14 protein-coding genes are annotated in these 14,583 nt (G+C 50.4%); 7 read left to right on the top strand and 7 right to left on the bottom strand.

What is annotated here, in order from left to right:
* Positions 1–40 precede the first annotated feature (40 nt).
* Positions 41–859, bottom strand: coding sequence for a helix-turn-helix transcriptional regulator (locus tag VPR01S_RS14350; RefSeq protein WP_040902833.1), 819 nt, complete (start codon positions 857–859; stop codon positions 41–43).
* A gap of 195 nt (positions 860–1,054) precedes the next feature.
* On the opposite strand from VPR01S_RS14350, the gene VPR01S_RS14345 reads away from it, so the two are divergent.
* Together VPR01S_RS14345 and VPR01S_RS14340 are read left to right on the top strand one after the other, a co-directional pair.
* Positions 1,055–1,513 carry a carboxymuconolactone decarboxylase family protein gene (locus VPR01S_RS14345; protein WP_021706071.1) on the top strand — a complete coding sequence of 153 codons (459 nt, stop codon included), beginning with the start codon at positions 1,055–1,057 and terminating at the stop codon, positions 1,511–1,513.
* A 12-nt stretch (positions 1,514–1,525) separates the two neighbouring features.
* Positions 1,526–2,290, top strand: a complete 765-nt coding sequence (locus tag VPR01S_RS14340; RefSeq protein WP_021706070.1) for an AraC family transcriptional regulator — start codon at positions 1,526–1,528, stop codon at positions 2,288–2,290.
* A 51-nt stretch (positions 2,291–2,341) separates the two neighbouring features.
* Here the strand turns inward: VPR01S_RS14340 and ppsA are convergent, their stop codons facing one another.
* The gene (gene ppsA, locus VPR01S_RS14335; protein ID WP_021706069.1) at positions 2,342–4,732 is read right to left on the bottom strand and encodes a phosphoenolpyruvate synthase; all 2,391 of its coding nucleotides are present in this window, start codon (positions 4,730–4,732) and stop codon (positions 2,342–2,344) included.
* A 159-nt stretch (positions 4,733–4,891) separates the two neighbouring features.
* On the opposite strand from ppsA, the gene ppsR reads away from it, so the two are divergent.
* On the top strand, positions 4,892–5,725 hold the full coding sequence (ppsR, locus tag VPR01S_RS14330; RefSeq protein ID WP_021706068.1) for a posphoenolpyruvate synthetase regulatory kinase/phosphorylase PpsR: 834 nt from the start codon (positions 4,892–4,894) through the stop codon (positions 5,723–5,725).
* Positions 5,726–5,783: 58 nt separating this feature from the next.
* On the opposite strand, the gene VPR01S_RS14325 is transcribed toward ppsR, so the two are convergent.
* Positions 5,784–6,359: an aldolase/citrate lyase/malate synthase family protein gene (locus tag VPR01S_RS14325; RefSeq protein WP_021706067.1), complete on the bottom strand. Its 576-nt coding sequence runs from the start codon at positions 6,357–6,359 to the stop codon at positions 5,784–5,786.
* Positions 6,360–6,551: 192 nt separating this feature from the next.
* Between VPR01S_RS14325 and VPR01S_RS14320 the strand changes: the two genes are divergently transcribed.
* Positions 6,552–8,075 (top strand): DUF3612 domain-containing protein, encoded by a 1,524-nt coding sequence (locus VPR01S_RS14320; RefSeq protein ID WP_021706066.1) that lies wholly within the window; start codon positions 6,552–6,554, stop codon positions 8,073–8,075.
* 291 nt (positions 8,076–8,366) lie between these two features.
* Here the strand turns inward: VPR01S_RS14320 and VPR01S_RS14315 are convergent, their stop codons facing one another.
* Both VPR01S_RS14315 and VPR01S_RS14310 read right to left on the bottom strand, forming a co-directional pair.
* A complete protein-coding gene (locus VPR01S_RS14315; protein ID WP_021706065.1) occupies positions 8,367–8,801 on the bottom strand; it encodes an Mpo1 family 2-hydroxy fatty acid dioxygenase in 435 nt (144 codons plus the stop codon).
* Between the two features lie 54 nt (positions 8,802–8,855).
* Positions 8,856–10,223, bottom strand: coding sequence for a diguanylate cyclase (locus tag VPR01S_RS14310; protein ID WP_021706064.1), 1,368 nt, complete (start codon positions 10,221–10,223; stop codon positions 8,856–8,858).
* 237 nt (positions 10,224–10,460) lie between these two features.
* On the opposite strand from VPR01S_RS14310, the gene VPR01S_RS14305 reads away from it, so the two are divergent.
* Together VPR01S_RS14305 and VPR01S_RS14300 are read left to right on the top strand one after the other, a co-directional pair.
* Complete coding sequence (locus VPR01S_RS14305; protein ID WP_021706063.1) at positions 10,461–11,066, top strand: alpha-ketoglutarate-dependent dioxygenase AlkB family protein; 606 nt, start codon at positions 10,461–10,463, stop codon at positions 11,064–11,066.
* 100 nt (positions 11,067–11,166) lie between these two features.
* Positions 11,167–12,252: a DUF3541 domain-containing protein gene (locus VPR01S_RS14300; RefSeq protein WP_021706062.1), complete on the top strand. Its 1,086-nt coding sequence runs from the start codon at positions 11,167–11,169 to the stop codon at positions 12,250–12,252.
* 62 nt (positions 12,253–12,314) lie between these two features.
* Here the strand turns inward: VPR01S_RS14300 and VPR01S_RS14295 are convergent, their stop codons facing one another.
* On the bottom strand, positions 12,315–13,250 hold the full coding sequence (locus tag VPR01S_RS14295; protein WP_021706061.1) for a DMT family transporter: 936 nt from the start codon (positions 13,248–13,250) through the stop codon (positions 12,315–12,317).
* A gap of 91 nt (positions 13,251–13,341) precedes the next feature.
* Here VPR01S_RS14295 and VPR01S_RS14290 point away from each other — a divergent pair, with 91 nt between their 5' ends.
* Entirely contained in the window at positions 13,342–14,244 is a 903-nt protein-coding gene (locus VPR01S_RS14290; RefSeq protein ID WP_021706060.1) for a LysR substrate-binding domain-containing protein, read from the top strand.
* Here VPR01S_RS14290 and VPR01S_RS14285 read toward each other — a convergent pair.
* On the bottom strand, positions 14,225–14,497 hold the full coding sequence (locus VPR01S_RS14285; protein WP_021706059.1) for a hypothetical protein: 273 nt from the start codon (positions 14,495–14,497) through the stop codon (positions 14,225–14,227). The two genes, VPR01S_RS14290 and VPR01S_RS14285, sit on opposite strands and share 20 nt — an antisense overlap.
* Between the last annotated feature and the right edge of the window lie 86 nt (positions 14,498–14,583).

Below are 14,583 nucleotides of genomic sequence, written 5' to 3'. Positions count from 1 at the left end.
CAGCGGCTCAGTATACAGAGAAACCGCATATTGTATAGCTTTATTTTGGTTCTTTGAGATCACACATCCATGACGCCGCCAGCATATGATTGAGAAACAGCTGAAATAGCTCACTGAGTGACCGCACATTGAGCTGCGCGTACACGCGCTTACGATGGTTTTTGACCGTACCGATACCAATCCCAAGAGACTCGGCAATCTCTTGGGAATCGAGTCCCTGAACCAACAGCGCGGTGACTTCCTGCTCCCGCTGTGTCAGCCTGTCAGCCCCAAAACTGGCGAGGGCCGCTTGCAACGCCGATGCCATCCCTGGCTGGTGCAGCGGTGCCTCCGCCAGCACAAAGGCTTGCTGTTGCCATTGCTGATGGCATAGCGCTTCAACAAGACGGAAACCGTGTTGCAACCGTTGCCGGCCCTCAAGGCTAAAACGACCATGTTGTAGCAAGCCGAGATAAATCACGACCCAACGACCTTCGTCCAACTGAATCGTGACGCACAGTTCATCCTGCCAGCCAGTCTGACGATAAAACTCTTGCTGATAATCCCGGTACTCCCCGGCCACCGGCACCACATCATTCAGCCCGTAAACTCCGGGAGCGGAACCGTCTAGGATCGCCTGATAAAACGGGTCTTTAAGAAATGAATCGGTCAGATAGCGCTGAAACAGCAGTTCGCGTTGTGACGGGATCGAGTCATACAGGTAGATAGGGTGTTTGCCCTGTCGGTATCCCAGGATCACAGCGCAGTCAAACGTGATCTGAGCCTGCAACCAAGCTATCAGCCGCGAGGTAAATTGCGGTGTATGGAGCGCTTTCACCACCTCGGCAATATCGGCGTATTCAGCGGAAGCGATCATGATTACCTCAGGATTACACAGGGAACAGACCTCTGAGCTTACCCTAATTTTACGCTCAGACAATGGCTGGATAGCCAACCCGGGGCAAGCGGCGCTTTCTCCGATATCAAGCACTTTGTTACCAATGTCGGAAATCTTCAATATTCCCCGTTTACGCCAGATTATCGTAGAGACTCACTTCAGCAAGGAGATAGCAGCATGAAACGACTGGATTACTACAATACCGCTCCGCAAGCGATGGACATACTGATGCAACAGGAAAGCTACTTCCGTCGCCAGTTCGAGGCGTCGGAAACCATGTCTGTCCGGATCTGGGAATTGGTTAAACTCAGAGTCTCACAGATCAATCAGTGCGCCTTTTGTATTGATATGCACAGTAAAGACGCATTGAAATACGGGGAACAGGCGGAGCGGATCTTTGGCTTGAACGCGTGGCGGGATATGCCCATGTACGACGAGCAGGAACGCACCGCTCTTGGCTGGGCAGAACATCTAACGGCAGGCTCAATCGTCAGCGACGACGAATACCAACAGGTATTAGATTGTTTTGGTCCGCACGCCCTGGTGGATTTGACAATTGCCATTAATGCCATCAATAGTTGGAATCGTATTGTCAAAGTCTTCAAGCCACAAGTGGGCCGCTACCGACCGGAGTAACTCAAGCAACGCATGGATTTCAGACTGTATCAGCCTCAGGGCCGCACCGCAGACCATATTCAGGGAATATGGTCTGTTTACGTATCTTCAGAACATGATGAACCGATTGACAAGCTGCTGTTCGGTGATGCCGGCAGCGGCGTGCTGTTCAATTTTGGCGCTGACGTCTTTTTTGCCGATGCGTGGCACGCTCCGGGCATCGTATTGCTGCCGGTCAGCCTCAAAGCTCAGACGGTCATTCTGCCTGCCGGTACGCTGATGGCTGGTATCCGCTTTTATCCGGCGATGGGGTATCAATGCCTCGGCAAACGCTTCGAGCAGCCTGTTCGCAGCGAACAGGAGCCCGACATCCACACACGGCTCAGCCCCTTGTTTGAACAAATGCGCCACTGCCAAGGCCACAATGGCCGCCTCCGTGTTCTGTACCAGTATGCACAGCAGCACTTCGTCCACGATGGCGACGAACGTAAACAGGTTGTTCGCTTGGTCCAGCATGCGCACTCAAACCCAAGCGCGCCGGCAACGGTCGGACTGCGTCAGATAGAGCGCCATTTTCAAACCTGGATGGGCATGACACCCAAATATTATCAGCGGCTGATTCGGGTCAAACAGGCTCTCGAACAGCTCAAACACTCCCCCTCAACGCCACTGGCCGATTTAGCCGCAGATCTGGGATTCGCTGATCAGGCCCACATGACCCGTGAGTTTCGTGCTCTGGCCAATATCACGCCGAAACACTACGCCCGCCGCTGCCTGCACATAGGTGCACCTAAGTAGCCCGACACAAAAAAAGCGCCCCGGAGGGCGCTTTTGTATGCGTATACAACACTATTTGCCGCTGACGTTACCAAGTTTGAGCCAGGTATCGATCACCGTGTCTGGGTTGAGTGAGACTGAGCTGATGCCCTGCTCCATCAGCCATTCGGCCAAATCATCGTGATCCGATGGCCCCTGACCACAAATACCCACGTATTTGCCGGCTTTGGTCGCCGCGTCAATGGCCATTTTCAGCATGGCTTTCACGGCAGGGTTGCGTTCATCAAACAAATGCGCCACGTCACCAGAGTCACGGTCAAGACCAAGGGTCAGTTGGGTCATGTCATTTGAGCCGATAGAAAAACCATCAAAATACTTGAGGAACTCATCTGCCAGGACCGCATTGGATGGTAACTCACACATCATGATCACTTTCAGCCCCTGGTCGCCGCGACGCAAATCAAACTTCGCCAGCAGGTCGATAACCGACGCCGCTTCGCTTGGTGTGCGAACAAATGGGATCATGATCTCGACGTTTTTCAAACCCATTTCATAGCGCACACGCTTGATGGCCTGAGTTTCCAACTCAAAACAGTCTTCAAATATCGGAGAGATGTAACGCGACGCACCACGGAAGCCCAGCATTGGGTTCTCTTCGTGTGGTTCGTAGTGCTGCCCACCCACCAAGTTGCTGTATTCGTTTGACTTAAAGTCCGACATACGCACAATCACGCGTTTCGGCCAGAATGCCGCTGCAATCGTAGCAATGCCTTCGGTCAGTTTGCTGACGTAAAAGTCGATCGGATCTTGATAACCACGAATGCGCTGGGTAATTTCCGCTTTCAGCTCATCGCTTTGTGCATCAAAGTTCAACAACGCTTTCGGGTGAATACCAATCATCTTATTGATGATGAATTCAAGACGTGCCAGACCAACACCTTCGTTCGGAATCTGAGCGAAGTCGAACGCACGATCCGGGTTGCCAACGTTCATCATCACTTTGGTGGGCAGCAATGGCAGTTCATCCACAGCAGAGCGCTTAATTTCAAACGCCAGCTCACCCTGGTAAACATAACCGGTTTCCCCTTCCGCACAAGACACGGTCACTGTGGTACCGTCGGTCAGACTGTCTGTTGCATTGCCACAACCAACGATGGCCGGAATGCCCAATTCACGCGCGATGATCGCCGCATGACAGGTACGCCCACCACGGTTGGTGACAATGGCCGACGCTTTCTTCATGACCGGTTCCCAGTCCGGGTCCGTCATGTCCGTGACCAGCACGTCCCCTTCCTGAACCAATGACATCTGATCCAGTGAATCCACCAGACGCACAGCACCGCTGCCGATACGCTGTCCGATTGCTCGGCCTTCGACCAGCACGTCCGCCTTGTTGTTCAGCTCATAGCGCTCGATCACATTCTGTTCACTTTGCGACATGACCGTCTCAGGGCGCGCCTGAACGATGTATAACTTGCCATCGATGCCGTCTTTCGCCCACTCGATGTCCATCGGACGCTGATAGTGCTTCTCAATGATCATTGCCTGTTTGGCCAGCTCTTTGATCTCGTCATCGTTGAGCGAGAACTGGTTCCGCTCTTGGGCCGAGGTATCGATGATTTCTACCTGTTTACCAATTTCCTGGCTGTTGGCGTAAATCATCTTGGTCAGCTTAGACCCAAACGTCTTCTTAACGATCGGGTGCTGACCGGCTTCCAGCATCGGCTTGTGGACGTAGAATTCATCTGGGTTCACCGCCCCTTGCACCACCATTTCGCCCAGACCCCAGGCAGAAGTAATGAAGACAACCTGATCAAAGCCCGACTCTGTATCCAGTGTGAACATCACACCTGAAGAGGCCTTGTCAGAGCGCACCATACGTTGAATACCGGCCGATAGGGAAATACCACGGTGATCAAACCCCTGGTGCACCCGGTAAGAAATAGCGCGGTCATTAAACAAAGAGGCATAAACGTGTTTGGTCGCTTCCAGCACCGCGTCGATGCCTTTGACGTTCAGAAACGTTTCCTGCTGACCAGCAAACGAAGCGTCTGGTAAGTCTTCAGCGGTCGCAGATGAACGCACTGCTACTGAAAGCTCAGTGTTACCTTCAATCAGAGTAACGTAGTTGTCGCGGATATCCTGCTCAAGATCAGCAGGGAACGGGGCTTCTAATACCCATTGACGAATGGTGGCACCTGTCTTACGCAGAGCGTCCACATCATCAACGTCCAGTTCATCCAGCAGCGAGTGAATGCGTTCGTCCAGACCTTCATGGTCAAGGAACTGGTTAAACGCGTATGAGGTTGTCGCAAAACCGTTGGGTACCGACACACCGGCATTGGCCAGATTAGAGACCATTTCGCCGAGTGACGCATTTTTACCGCCGACCTTATCGACATCTTCCATGGATAGGCTATTGAACCAGAGGGTGTTCTTTTGCATGTCTTTCTCCAGAAACATTGCAGCTTTTGTAGGGACTAAAGGCAAACGATTACGTACGAGCTGAAAAAAATTCACAAAGAATGTTTAAAGCTGTGGGGGACGTAATTGAACGCCGGGTTTTATTATCTGTATTATGTGTTACATCCTACTCAAAAGATTTTTAAACTTTAAACAAAAATGCAAACAGATACTCAAAGTCGTGATGTGTTCTATGTTTCTGACGGAACCGCGATTACATGTGAAACATTAGGGCATGTTGTACTGGGTCAGTTCCCGGTCAACACCAACGAAAAAACCTTTCCGTTTGTCGACAGCGAAGATCGCGCCGACGATGTAGTCAAAGCCATTGAACACTCCTACCGCCAGTCCGGTCATAAACCGCTGGTGTTCTTTTCGATTGTGGTGCCCGATGTCCGGCGTAAATTGCTTCAGGCCCCCGCCCACAGCTACGACGTACTGGAAAGCATTGTGCAGAAAGTGCAGGAAGACATTCAGATGCCTCCCCGACCCAAACTGCAACGCTCACGCAGTGTCGGTAAAGACTCAGACACTTACTTTGACCGTATCGCCGCCATCGAATACACCCTGGCGCACGACGATGGCATCACCCTCAAGGGCATGGAGCACGCCGACATCATTCTGCTTGGGGTCTCCCGCAGCGGCAAAACACCAACCAGTTTGTACATGGCGATGCAGTTTGGTCTGCGGGTGGTGAACTACCCGTTTATTGCCGAAGACGTCAAATCACTGCGTCTGTTGCCGGAGTTCGAAGTGTACCGTCACAAGCTGTTCGGCCTGACCATCGATCCGGAGCGACTGACTGAAATCCGTGAAAACCGCCTTTCCGGCAGCGATTACGCCAGCACGGAGCAGTGCAAACTCGAACTTCACACCGTTGAAGCTCTGTTCCGTCGTGAGGCGATCCCGTATATCAATACTTCCTCATTGTCGGTTGAAGAAATCTCCACCCGCATTCTCGAAAAAGCCGGGCTAAAACGGCGCCTGTTCTGAACTCGCGCCCACAAAAAAGCCAGCACACAAGGCTGGCTTTTGGTGGTGCTCCCGCCCATTACAGGTGGTAGCAGTAATCGAGATGATAATCGTCACCATTTTTAGCGGTGTACTCTTTATCTTCACTGCACGCGTGCGGTTTGCCTTTCTCATCGCCTTTCACCAGGCTGATCCAGTGACGCATCGCCGCCAGCGGGGTCTCATTGCAAGTCTGAGCGAGCGTGGTGCACGTTTCCAACTGAATGTCGTCAATATCAATCAACTCCACACAGCCAGTGCCTTTGTGGCAACCAAACATCACTTCAACATGACTACCACTGCCATCGCGGAACAGAATTGACTTGGGCTCTTCTTTGCCGCCGGTATAAGCCACAAATTGCTTGGGGTGCTTCAAGCCACTGTGGCGGCCGTCTTTGAAATACGCCATCACGTGGCAGTAGTCGATAACATAACAGGTAACGTCCTGATGCGAACCGGCTTCCAGCGGGAACAGACGATCCAGCAGTTGCTTGGATTTTTTCTGTTTTTCCATCTGCTCGTGAGCGCTGATCGTCTCGACGGCAAAGACGGCTTCAGCGATAAATGGCTTTTGTTGTTTTTGGATTTCGTTTTTATCGAATGTCAGCATATTCATAGTCTTTCCCTCTCTCCGACCAGCCCTTCCTTTGTAACGGGTGGTGACTGCTGCAAAAAAATCTGTCCTAGAGCAAATATTCCAAACTCGTGTTTCATTCCGTGGCGAATTTGTGACCTTGCTTACTTGGTAGACTAGCGGAATTTTGACTACAATTTCACAACAAAAATTTTACAATGTGAATTTTACAAAATGTCGCTGTCAAAAAGCCTGGTTCGTCAGTCCCATTTTTTAGGGACAAAAATTAGAAACCTTAGAAAACGCAATCACTTAACCATGGAAGATCTCTCCGCGAGATGCATACGGGTTAACCCTGAGTACGCGCCATCGGTCTCTTACCTGTCGATGATTGAGCGGGGGAAACGAGTTCCCAGCGTTGATATGCTGGAGGTGATCGCCGAAGTATTCCAAAAAGATCCTGCCTGGTTCTTAGACGACGAGCCAGAGCAGTCTGCGATTACCCCTGACAAAGGCAATCGAGGCGGGATCAGCGGTATGGCACTTGAACCAAGCTTTTTGTTCTCCAACGACATTCTGCAAATTGCCATTCCAGAAATGCTCTCCCAGACCGGTATTACCGGGCGTCAGTTTGCCCACCTGCTGATTCGGGCGCATCAGGAAAATAACCAGAACCATTTTCCGGATTTGGAGCGGGCGGCGGAAGAAGTGGGTCTGAAACGACTCAATCTATCAGTTGAAGACATCATTGATATTGCCAAAAGCCTGGGACTGACTATCCGCTGGACCAGTCGGACGCCAGAAGACGTGGTTGATGAACTGGGGGTCAGCGCCAAACAGTTGATTACCTCCTTTTTTGAACCACCGGGCACGATTTACCTCAACGAAATCCTGCGCGATTACCCAACCCGGCTGAAATACGATCTGGCGGTGTACATTGGCCATTGCGTGTTGCACAGTCGTGACGGGCTGAAGAATGTGCTGTCTGTCGGTCACACCAACAGCTGGGAGGACGCCAATACCGCCCCACAAACCTCTGAACTCAATTCACAGGATATTTTGCAGGCGTGGCGAGATTTCGAGTCAAGCTTTTTCGCGGGCGCCCTGTTGTGCCCGAAAGTACCGTTTCGCCAATTACTGGATCGCAACGGCTATGAAATTGATGTGCATACCAAAGCCGGAGTCTCGCCTTCGGTTGCGATGCGACGGATGACCGTGGTCTCCCCTTACCCACACTGGCATTATTTTGATGCGTACGGTCAAAACAAGCTGAAAGCGGTTTATCGGGGTAATGGTATTCCATTGCCTTGGGGAAACATGCGTAAGGTGAACGACCCGTGTCAACACTGGGCCGTTTTCCGTCGCCTCTCTGAGCCTCAGCCAGGCAGCTCGGCACAAATATCCATTCTCAACGTTGGCGACGAGCCGAGAATTTATTGCTGTGAGTCGGTCAATATGACCGATCCCGCGGGCAACAACCGGGTGCTGTGTGCGGGGATCGATCTCAACCCAGCGATTGACGCACAGGGTGGAAACTCATTGGAAATTGCGGAAGACTTGAAACAACTCTGCGTATCGCACGGCGGCACGGCAACGATTCCGCCTCACATTCGTAAAGAGTTTATTACCATTGCCAAGATCCTCAATATCAAGTGGATAGAGCGCGGTATCGCCAACGATGCTCGGGTGATTTGCTCGCGTGGAGCGGTCTGCCCTCGTAAACCAAGCTGCTACAGCCATTGTCAGGGCGACGAATAAGCAAGTAGGGAGGCCAAATAGAAAAAAAGCCAATCACAATGAGCGTGATTGGCTATGTATAAGTGTGAACAAATGTAAGGTTCACTAACAACGTCAGTTGGCTAGGTGACCCTCGGCTTAATAAGGGTCACTCTAAGTAAAGCACGATGCGTGCCAACTTTTAAAAAATAATTTTCGGCCTGATTTCGGTTAAATAAAGTGCAGTTTCAGCCAAACACCATGCATAACGCTTTTGCATTTTGCAAAAATAAAACGTTTTGCAAAAATTATCAATCGCATAATGCAAAAAAACTAATGTTTACGGAACACCCAGATCGGACCAATCAGCAAAAATTGCACATCTTCCAAGAAAGACGGTTTCTTTCCTTCGATTTTATGACCGATGAACTGGAGCATCCACAACACGCCAAACATCAGCAGAGAAACCGACAACACCGGCCAGCCCAGCAGTTCCATCGACCAGATCAAACCAATGCAGGCGAGTGAAAAGCCCAGCATCATCAGGAAAACACTCGTTGAGAGGCGGAAATAAAAAATCATCACAGGGATCAGCAGTAACCACACCCAGTTGACATTCACATTGGGCATCGGCAGCGCCGGGATGGACCAAATCAAACCAATCACAGAGAGAAAGATGCCCGGGACGGCCACTTTGTGAATTGCCCGGTTAATCGGATGTTGGTGACTCTCACCATAGGCTTCTAACCATTCAGATAACGGACGCACGGCTCATTTCCTCAACCAGATTTACTCATACACTTATCAGTATAAGACACACTGTTACGCCGCTCGACTACGACGTTTCTCACTGTACATTTGCTGATCCGCATCTTTGAGTAAATCATCGATCGTCAGGTGCTCGTGCGAATACAATGCTGAGCCGATGCTGACATGAATCGGAATATGGTGCCCCTCGTACTCAACCGGAATAGAGCACAAAGCCTGCTGGATTTTGTTTTTCACCGCGATAACGTCTTCCTCTCGGCTGATCCGCGGCAGCAGCACTAAAAATTCGTCCCCGCCAATACGCGCAACCACGTCCGACGAACGCAGTGAACGACTGATGCGTCGCGCCGCCTGAGTGAGCACCAGATCACCCGCAGCATGACCATACTGATCATTAATGGCTTTAAACTGGTTCAAATCGATATTGAGCACCGAGAATGTCTTCTGCACATCTTTGTTTCTCAGCGCATTGTCGAAGTGACGTTGCAGGGTAAACATGAAGTAGCGCCGATTGGGTAAATGGGTCAACTCATCGTGCAAAGAACGTCGATTGGCCGTCCGGTAAAGACGGTAAATAGTCACAAAAGCAATCAGGATAAGCACTAACCCCGGATAGCCAACCACCCGGGCCAGATGCACCTGATACCAGGGCAGCTGACTGAGTTGATTGGACTGCTCCGATGCGGCAATTACCCAAGTACCATAAGGAAAAAAGACCGTCTGTACGCTGAACGCACGATTGAACGTCGACGCGTCCCCATAAAAGATATCTCCGCTCGCTCCGAGGCTGTTACGTCCACGAATCGCCAGATGATAACTCTGGTCAAAGTCCTGAACACCGACGTCTTCCAGTAAGCCATCAAGATCAATCACCATACTGGCGACGCCCCAATACACCGGGTTATCCGCGCTGCCGGTAAAAATTGGCAGGCGTACGATCAGTGCCTGTCCCCCCTGAATCAGAGGGACCGGACCAGAAATAAAAATCTGCTTAACATCTCGCGCTTTTTTGACCGAATACCATTGCTCCGGCACTTTCCGGTAGTCCAGCCCGAGTGCCCGTTCATTGCCCTGCAATGGATAGATGTAGTGAATCACATCATTCGGTGCCAGGCCGATGATGCGGACATGACGGCTTTCCTGAATCATACTGGCCGCCAGTGTTTGCCAGTTAAACTGAGTCAGTTCCGGGTTGAGGCTGACAAACGACGTCAGACTGTGAATCCGGTAGATATCCGCCAACATTGTGGCTTCCAGACGTGAACGAATCGAGGCCAAATCTTTGCGCCCTTCTTCGAGCAATTCGTCCTCTAGTTTCGATTTCTGGTTGTAATCAATCAGTTCGATCATCGCGACCGAACTGACTAAAAATAGCGCAAACAGCAAGCTGACAGACCAATGTCTGCGTGAACCATGCGACATTCAAATTCCCCTATGCACGCGTTCAGCCAAACTGTCGTTGATCATTTTTCACTTCACCGGTTATGATTTTTATGATGTGTCCGGCAATGGTATTTATGCTGGTTATGTAAATCACTCAGTGAGACTATTTTGCATAAGCAACCACACACCGAGTGAGTTTATCGTGTAACAGAACATAACGTAATCAGTTACAGATTGCACATTTTGTTGATTATTATCTGGTCAAGGATACGTATTTTGGATTTATTTTCCACGCCCAATTCGCTTATAGAAACGATTGATCTGACTAATGGCACCCTGCTCTGGTCTGCCAATTTTCTCTCTGCGGAGGAAGCTGATCATGTGTTCGCACATCTGCAAAATGAGGTGCCGTGGCAACAAGAGTCAATCAACCTGTTTGGCCGCCAGGTGGCGCAACCGAGACTCCAGGCCTGGTATGGCGATGCGGAATACACATACTCTGGCCTGACAATGCAACCTCTGCCTTGGTCCCCTTTGTTGCTGGAGCTAAAGCAACGCTGTGAAGCCGCAAGCGGCACGCGTTTTAATTCGGTGCTAGCGAACTTGTACCGAGACGGGCAGGATTCGATGGGCTGGCATCAGGACAATGAACCGGAACTCGGCCGCAACCCGGTGATCGCCTCTTTAAATCTTGGCGATAGCCGACGTTTCGTGCTCAAACACAAGCACAATGGCGAAAGGCGCCAGTTGGATCTGCATCATGGTTCCCTGCTCATCATGAGTGGAGAAACGCAGCACTTCTGGCGCCATTGCGTCCCTAAAACCGCCCAGCCAAAATCTGCACGTATTAACCTGACTTTCCGTCAGATAAATTCGCTTTGATCACAATTTTGTATAAATATTAAATATTGACTTATGGCTGGCATACGGCACGCAAATAGTTGTTAAACTTACATTAACTTTCGTTTACGTGTTCACTGATATGCTGCTCAAAAAACTTTACCTGTCGTTTACTGCCAGTGCCGTCTTGCTTGTATCGGCGTCAGCATTGGCACTGAATGAATCTCAAACCACTTACCAACAATCCGCGGACATAATCCGCCACACCTACGAAACCCAACTCTACACGCTACCTGCGTTTAAAGAAGGGCATTATGCGCTGCGAATGTATCGTCAAACGCTCGATCCCAAGTACGCCGCCGCCATCTGGAGTGATTTGGCCCGTGTGGCCAGCCGCTTGAACGAATGTGCTGAAGAGATCAATACCCCGGAGCAAGTGATTCTTTATTCAGAGAAGCGGCTCAACGCTTACCTCGACGACAAAGACGAGCGCAGTGTGCGACGCTACAACGCCACCAAAAGTATGCCGGAGTATTTGTATATCGGGGTCGGTTTACTGGGTTCTATGGCTCGGGCAGACGAATATGGCCTCAAACATGTCAAAGACAAACAGTTGCGTCAATTGCTGCGCCAGTACGATTTTACCAAGTATGTCAGTAATAAAGAGATGGTGAAAGCCTGGGCAGCGCAACTGGCCAATCAAGCATTCTGGTTGCGTCAATTGGGGGAACAAGACGTCGTAGATTTGTTTATTAAAACGTTCCGCGAAACCTATCCTGACTCCGAAGACAGTGAACTGACCAAACAGCAGTACGGCAACAAGCTCTATGGTATGACTCACATTGTGTTTGCCGATTCACGGTACTATCAGCATAAGATCGATGAGAAACAGTACCCGTGGATTTACGACTACATGCGACGCAACATCGATACAATTTTGCTCAGAGCTAAGGAAGATGTCATCGCTGAAGTTGGACTGACTTTCCTGCTCGCCGGATTGGATAATGATCCTGTGGTTGAAAAAACACGCCGGGCGATCCAGGCATCGCTCGACTTACGCCATGGCATGATTCCCTCAACCACCGGCGATTTCGATCTTGAATATGGTGAACATCGCAATGTACTGGCGATCATGTTACTGGACTGGCAAAGCGTCAATGTCGCCCCAACCCTCACCTCAAATCCTGGCATTTTTCTTGGCATGCCTTACGGTTTAATTGCCAAGTAAAACCTGTTTATAACGCCATCAAGCGGTCAGCGCCACTTGATGGCTTTTCCTGCCCCTCAGTTTCAGGTCCCCGGATTCAGCTCACCGGTTTGTGAACGGGTGCGACGTCGAATCAGCTTTGGGACAATCACATTCACCACACTGGCCGCGACAATGAGTGAAATCCCCATCAATTGCAACGCGGTGAAACGCTCATCAAAGAAACAAAACTGCCACACCGCGGTAAACAGCAGATTGGTATAAATCAACGGGGCCAGTTGTGAGTTTGATTCCGCCAGTTGATACGCCTTTGAACGAAATACCTGGGTATTTACGATCAGCACAGATGCGGTCAGCAATGCGACCACAATGGCGACAGTGCTGGCTTGCGGGGCGACCCATGCTTGTGGGTTTAAGCTGATTCCCGAAATGACCAGGACGGGAAACAACAACACCGCTGCACACACGAAGGTCCAGAAGTTAATATCAATGGCTCGCATCCCTCCCTTGCTGGCACGGTATAAGCTGAGTTGAGAGCCGGCATTAAACAGTCCGGCCGCCAGTCCAATCAACAACTCTGGACGCAACTGAATACCAGACACATCGCCAGCCAGCAGTAGCACACCACCGAATGTCATGCACAGCCCGAACAGCGTCAGCCAGCTCAACCGGACCGAAAAAATCAGTTTTTCTAACACTGGAATAAACAAGGGTCCGGTACTGAACAACACCACACTCTCAACCAGGGACAAATGTTGTAATGAAACAATAAAGCAGACCTGACAAGCCGCGATACACAATGCCCTTATCCACATCGGCTTCCACATGCTTCTGGATGGTAAATTAAACCGGGTCAGCATCATTAACCCAGCCAACATCAGGGCTGGCACTACAAAACGCATAAAGCTCAACAACTGAGCATTCATCGCTTCAGCCAGATACTTAGACAATAAGCCTGTCAGCGACAGACTGAATGTCGATGACAGCATAAATACAACAGGACGCAATGAACGGGACATACTTCTCTCCTCTTCTGCCCCGTAGTGTAGTGAGATGACCGGCGAATAAAAAACGAGTAATATTAACCAAACCTGTAAGAAAAACTTACTTATGAAAAAACTCGCACCACTCAAATCGCTGTATTCATTCGTCGCGGTAGCTGAAACCGGCAGCATGACCGAGGCCGCCAAAGCGCTGAATGTCAGTCATTCTGCCGTCAGCCAGGCGATCAAATCGTTGGAAACGCAGTTGGATCAGCCCCTGTTTCACCGCTCAGGTCGCAACGTCACACTCAACGCCAATGGTAAGCAATACTACAAACAGATTGCGCCGGCGCTGGAGCAGATCGTTGTTGCCACTCAGAATCTGATCGAAAAACGCCACTCGCATCGGCTGACACTTAACATGGTCAACTCACTGGCCATGCACTGGTGGATCCCACGGGTACACAGCTTCAATCAGTTCGCGCCCAATATCGACGTACGCATCTCCACCCTGGTAGGTAGCTTTGTTCTGGAACAGGAAGGAGTAGACGTTGCCATCATTCACGGTCACACCGACGAATGGCAGGATTATTACTGTGAATTGTTGGGCAAAGATGAACTGGTGATGGTGTGCAGCCCGGATTTGCTTGAACGAGATAACCCCATCGATCTTGCTGAGCTGCTAAATACTTATCCCGCGATCATCGCAGCCAATGAACGTCGCAAACACGACTGGCAAGTCTGGTGTGATGCGCACCAGCTTCCACTTCCAACGTCAGGACACAATCTCTCTTTCTCAGCCTCTATTCAGGCCGTGCAGGCGACGATACGAAAACTGGGCGTATTCGTCACACACCGCTTATTTGTGCGTGATGACATTAAACTCGGTTTATTGAGAGAGATAGGCCAGCCGGTAACTAACCCGCATCAGGATTTTTATTTTACCTGTCAGAGAGAAAAGCTGCAGAACGAACACGTGCTGCAACTCAGAGCCTGGCTCAGAAATGAGTTCAGCCACTCAGGTACATAACCGACAAACCCACCGCCAGGATCGCTAGCATTGCCAGTGCATATTTTACTTTATGTGAACTGCGGTTGATGCGCTTCGCCCGCCGGATCACCGCAGCCCGTTTCCGTTTGTGAACCGGGATCTCATCTTGCTCCTGACGGCGTTTGACAGCGGTATTCGCCACCTGAGTGTACCGACGGCGTTGATCTGTGGTGAAATCATTCTCCTCGTCGTAACCATGGTGGGGAACAGGATCTCTGCGTGTTACGGCCATACAACCTCCTCTTCCTCAGCGAATCCTTTCAAATTCAGTATAGTGCAGTAACTAGAGTGTAAATTGTGCTTATTCCTCGGTTGATG

This window comes from Vibrio proteolyticus NBRC 13287 (genome assembly GCF_000467125.1).
GTDB classification, from domain to species: Bacteria; Pseudomonadota; Gammaproteobacteria; order Enterobacterales; family Vibrionaceae; genus Vibrio; species Vibrio proteolyticus.
The sequence above is the reverse complement of the archived record's forward strand: the minus strand, read 5'-3'. Positions and strand labels throughout refer to the sequence as shown.

Coding starts and splice junctions, on each gene's coding strand:
- VPR01S_RS14295 (WP_021706061.1), bottom strand. CDS start 13,250: ATGTCCCGTTCATTGCGTCCTGTTGTATTTATGCTGTCATCGACATTC.
- VPR01S_RS14340 (WP_021706070.1), top strand. CDS start 1,526: ATGGATTTCAGACTGTATCAGCCTCAGGGCCGCACCGCAGACCATATT.
- VPR01S_RS14345 (WP_021706071.1), top strand. CDS start 1,055: ATGAAACGACTGGATTACTACAATACCGCTCCGCAAGCGATGGACATA.
- VPR01S_RS14325 (WP_021706067.1), bottom strand. CDS start 6,359: ATGAATATGCTGACATTCGATAAAAACGAAATCCAAAAACAACAAAAG.
- VPR01S_RS14300 (WP_021706062.1), top strand. CDS start 11,167: ATGCTGCTCAAAAAACTTTACCTGTCGTTTACTGCCAGTGCCGTCTTG.
- ppsR (WP_021706068.1), top strand. CDS start 4,892: ATGCAAACAGATACTCAAAGTCGTGATGTGTTCTATGTTTCTGACGGA.
- VPR01S_RS14310 (WP_021706064.1), bottom strand. CDS start 10,223: ATGTCGCATGGTTCACGCAGACATTGGTCTGTCAGCTTGCTGTTTGCG.
- VPR01S_RS14285 (WP_021706059.1), bottom strand. CDS start 14,497: ATGGCCGTAACACGCAGAGATCCTGTTCCCCACCATGGTTACGACGAG.
- ppsA (WP_021706069.1), bottom strand. CDS start 4,732: ATGTTTCTGGAGAAAGACATGCAAAAGAACACCCTCTGGTTCAATAGC.
- VPR01S_RS14320 (WP_021706066.1), top strand. CDS start 6,552: ATGTCGCTGTCAAAAAGCCTGGTTCGTCAGTCCCATTTTTTAGGGACA.
- VPR01S_RS14290 (WP_021706060.1), top strand. CDS start 13,342: ATGAAAAAACTCGCACCACTCAAATCGCTGTATTCATTCGTCGCGGTA.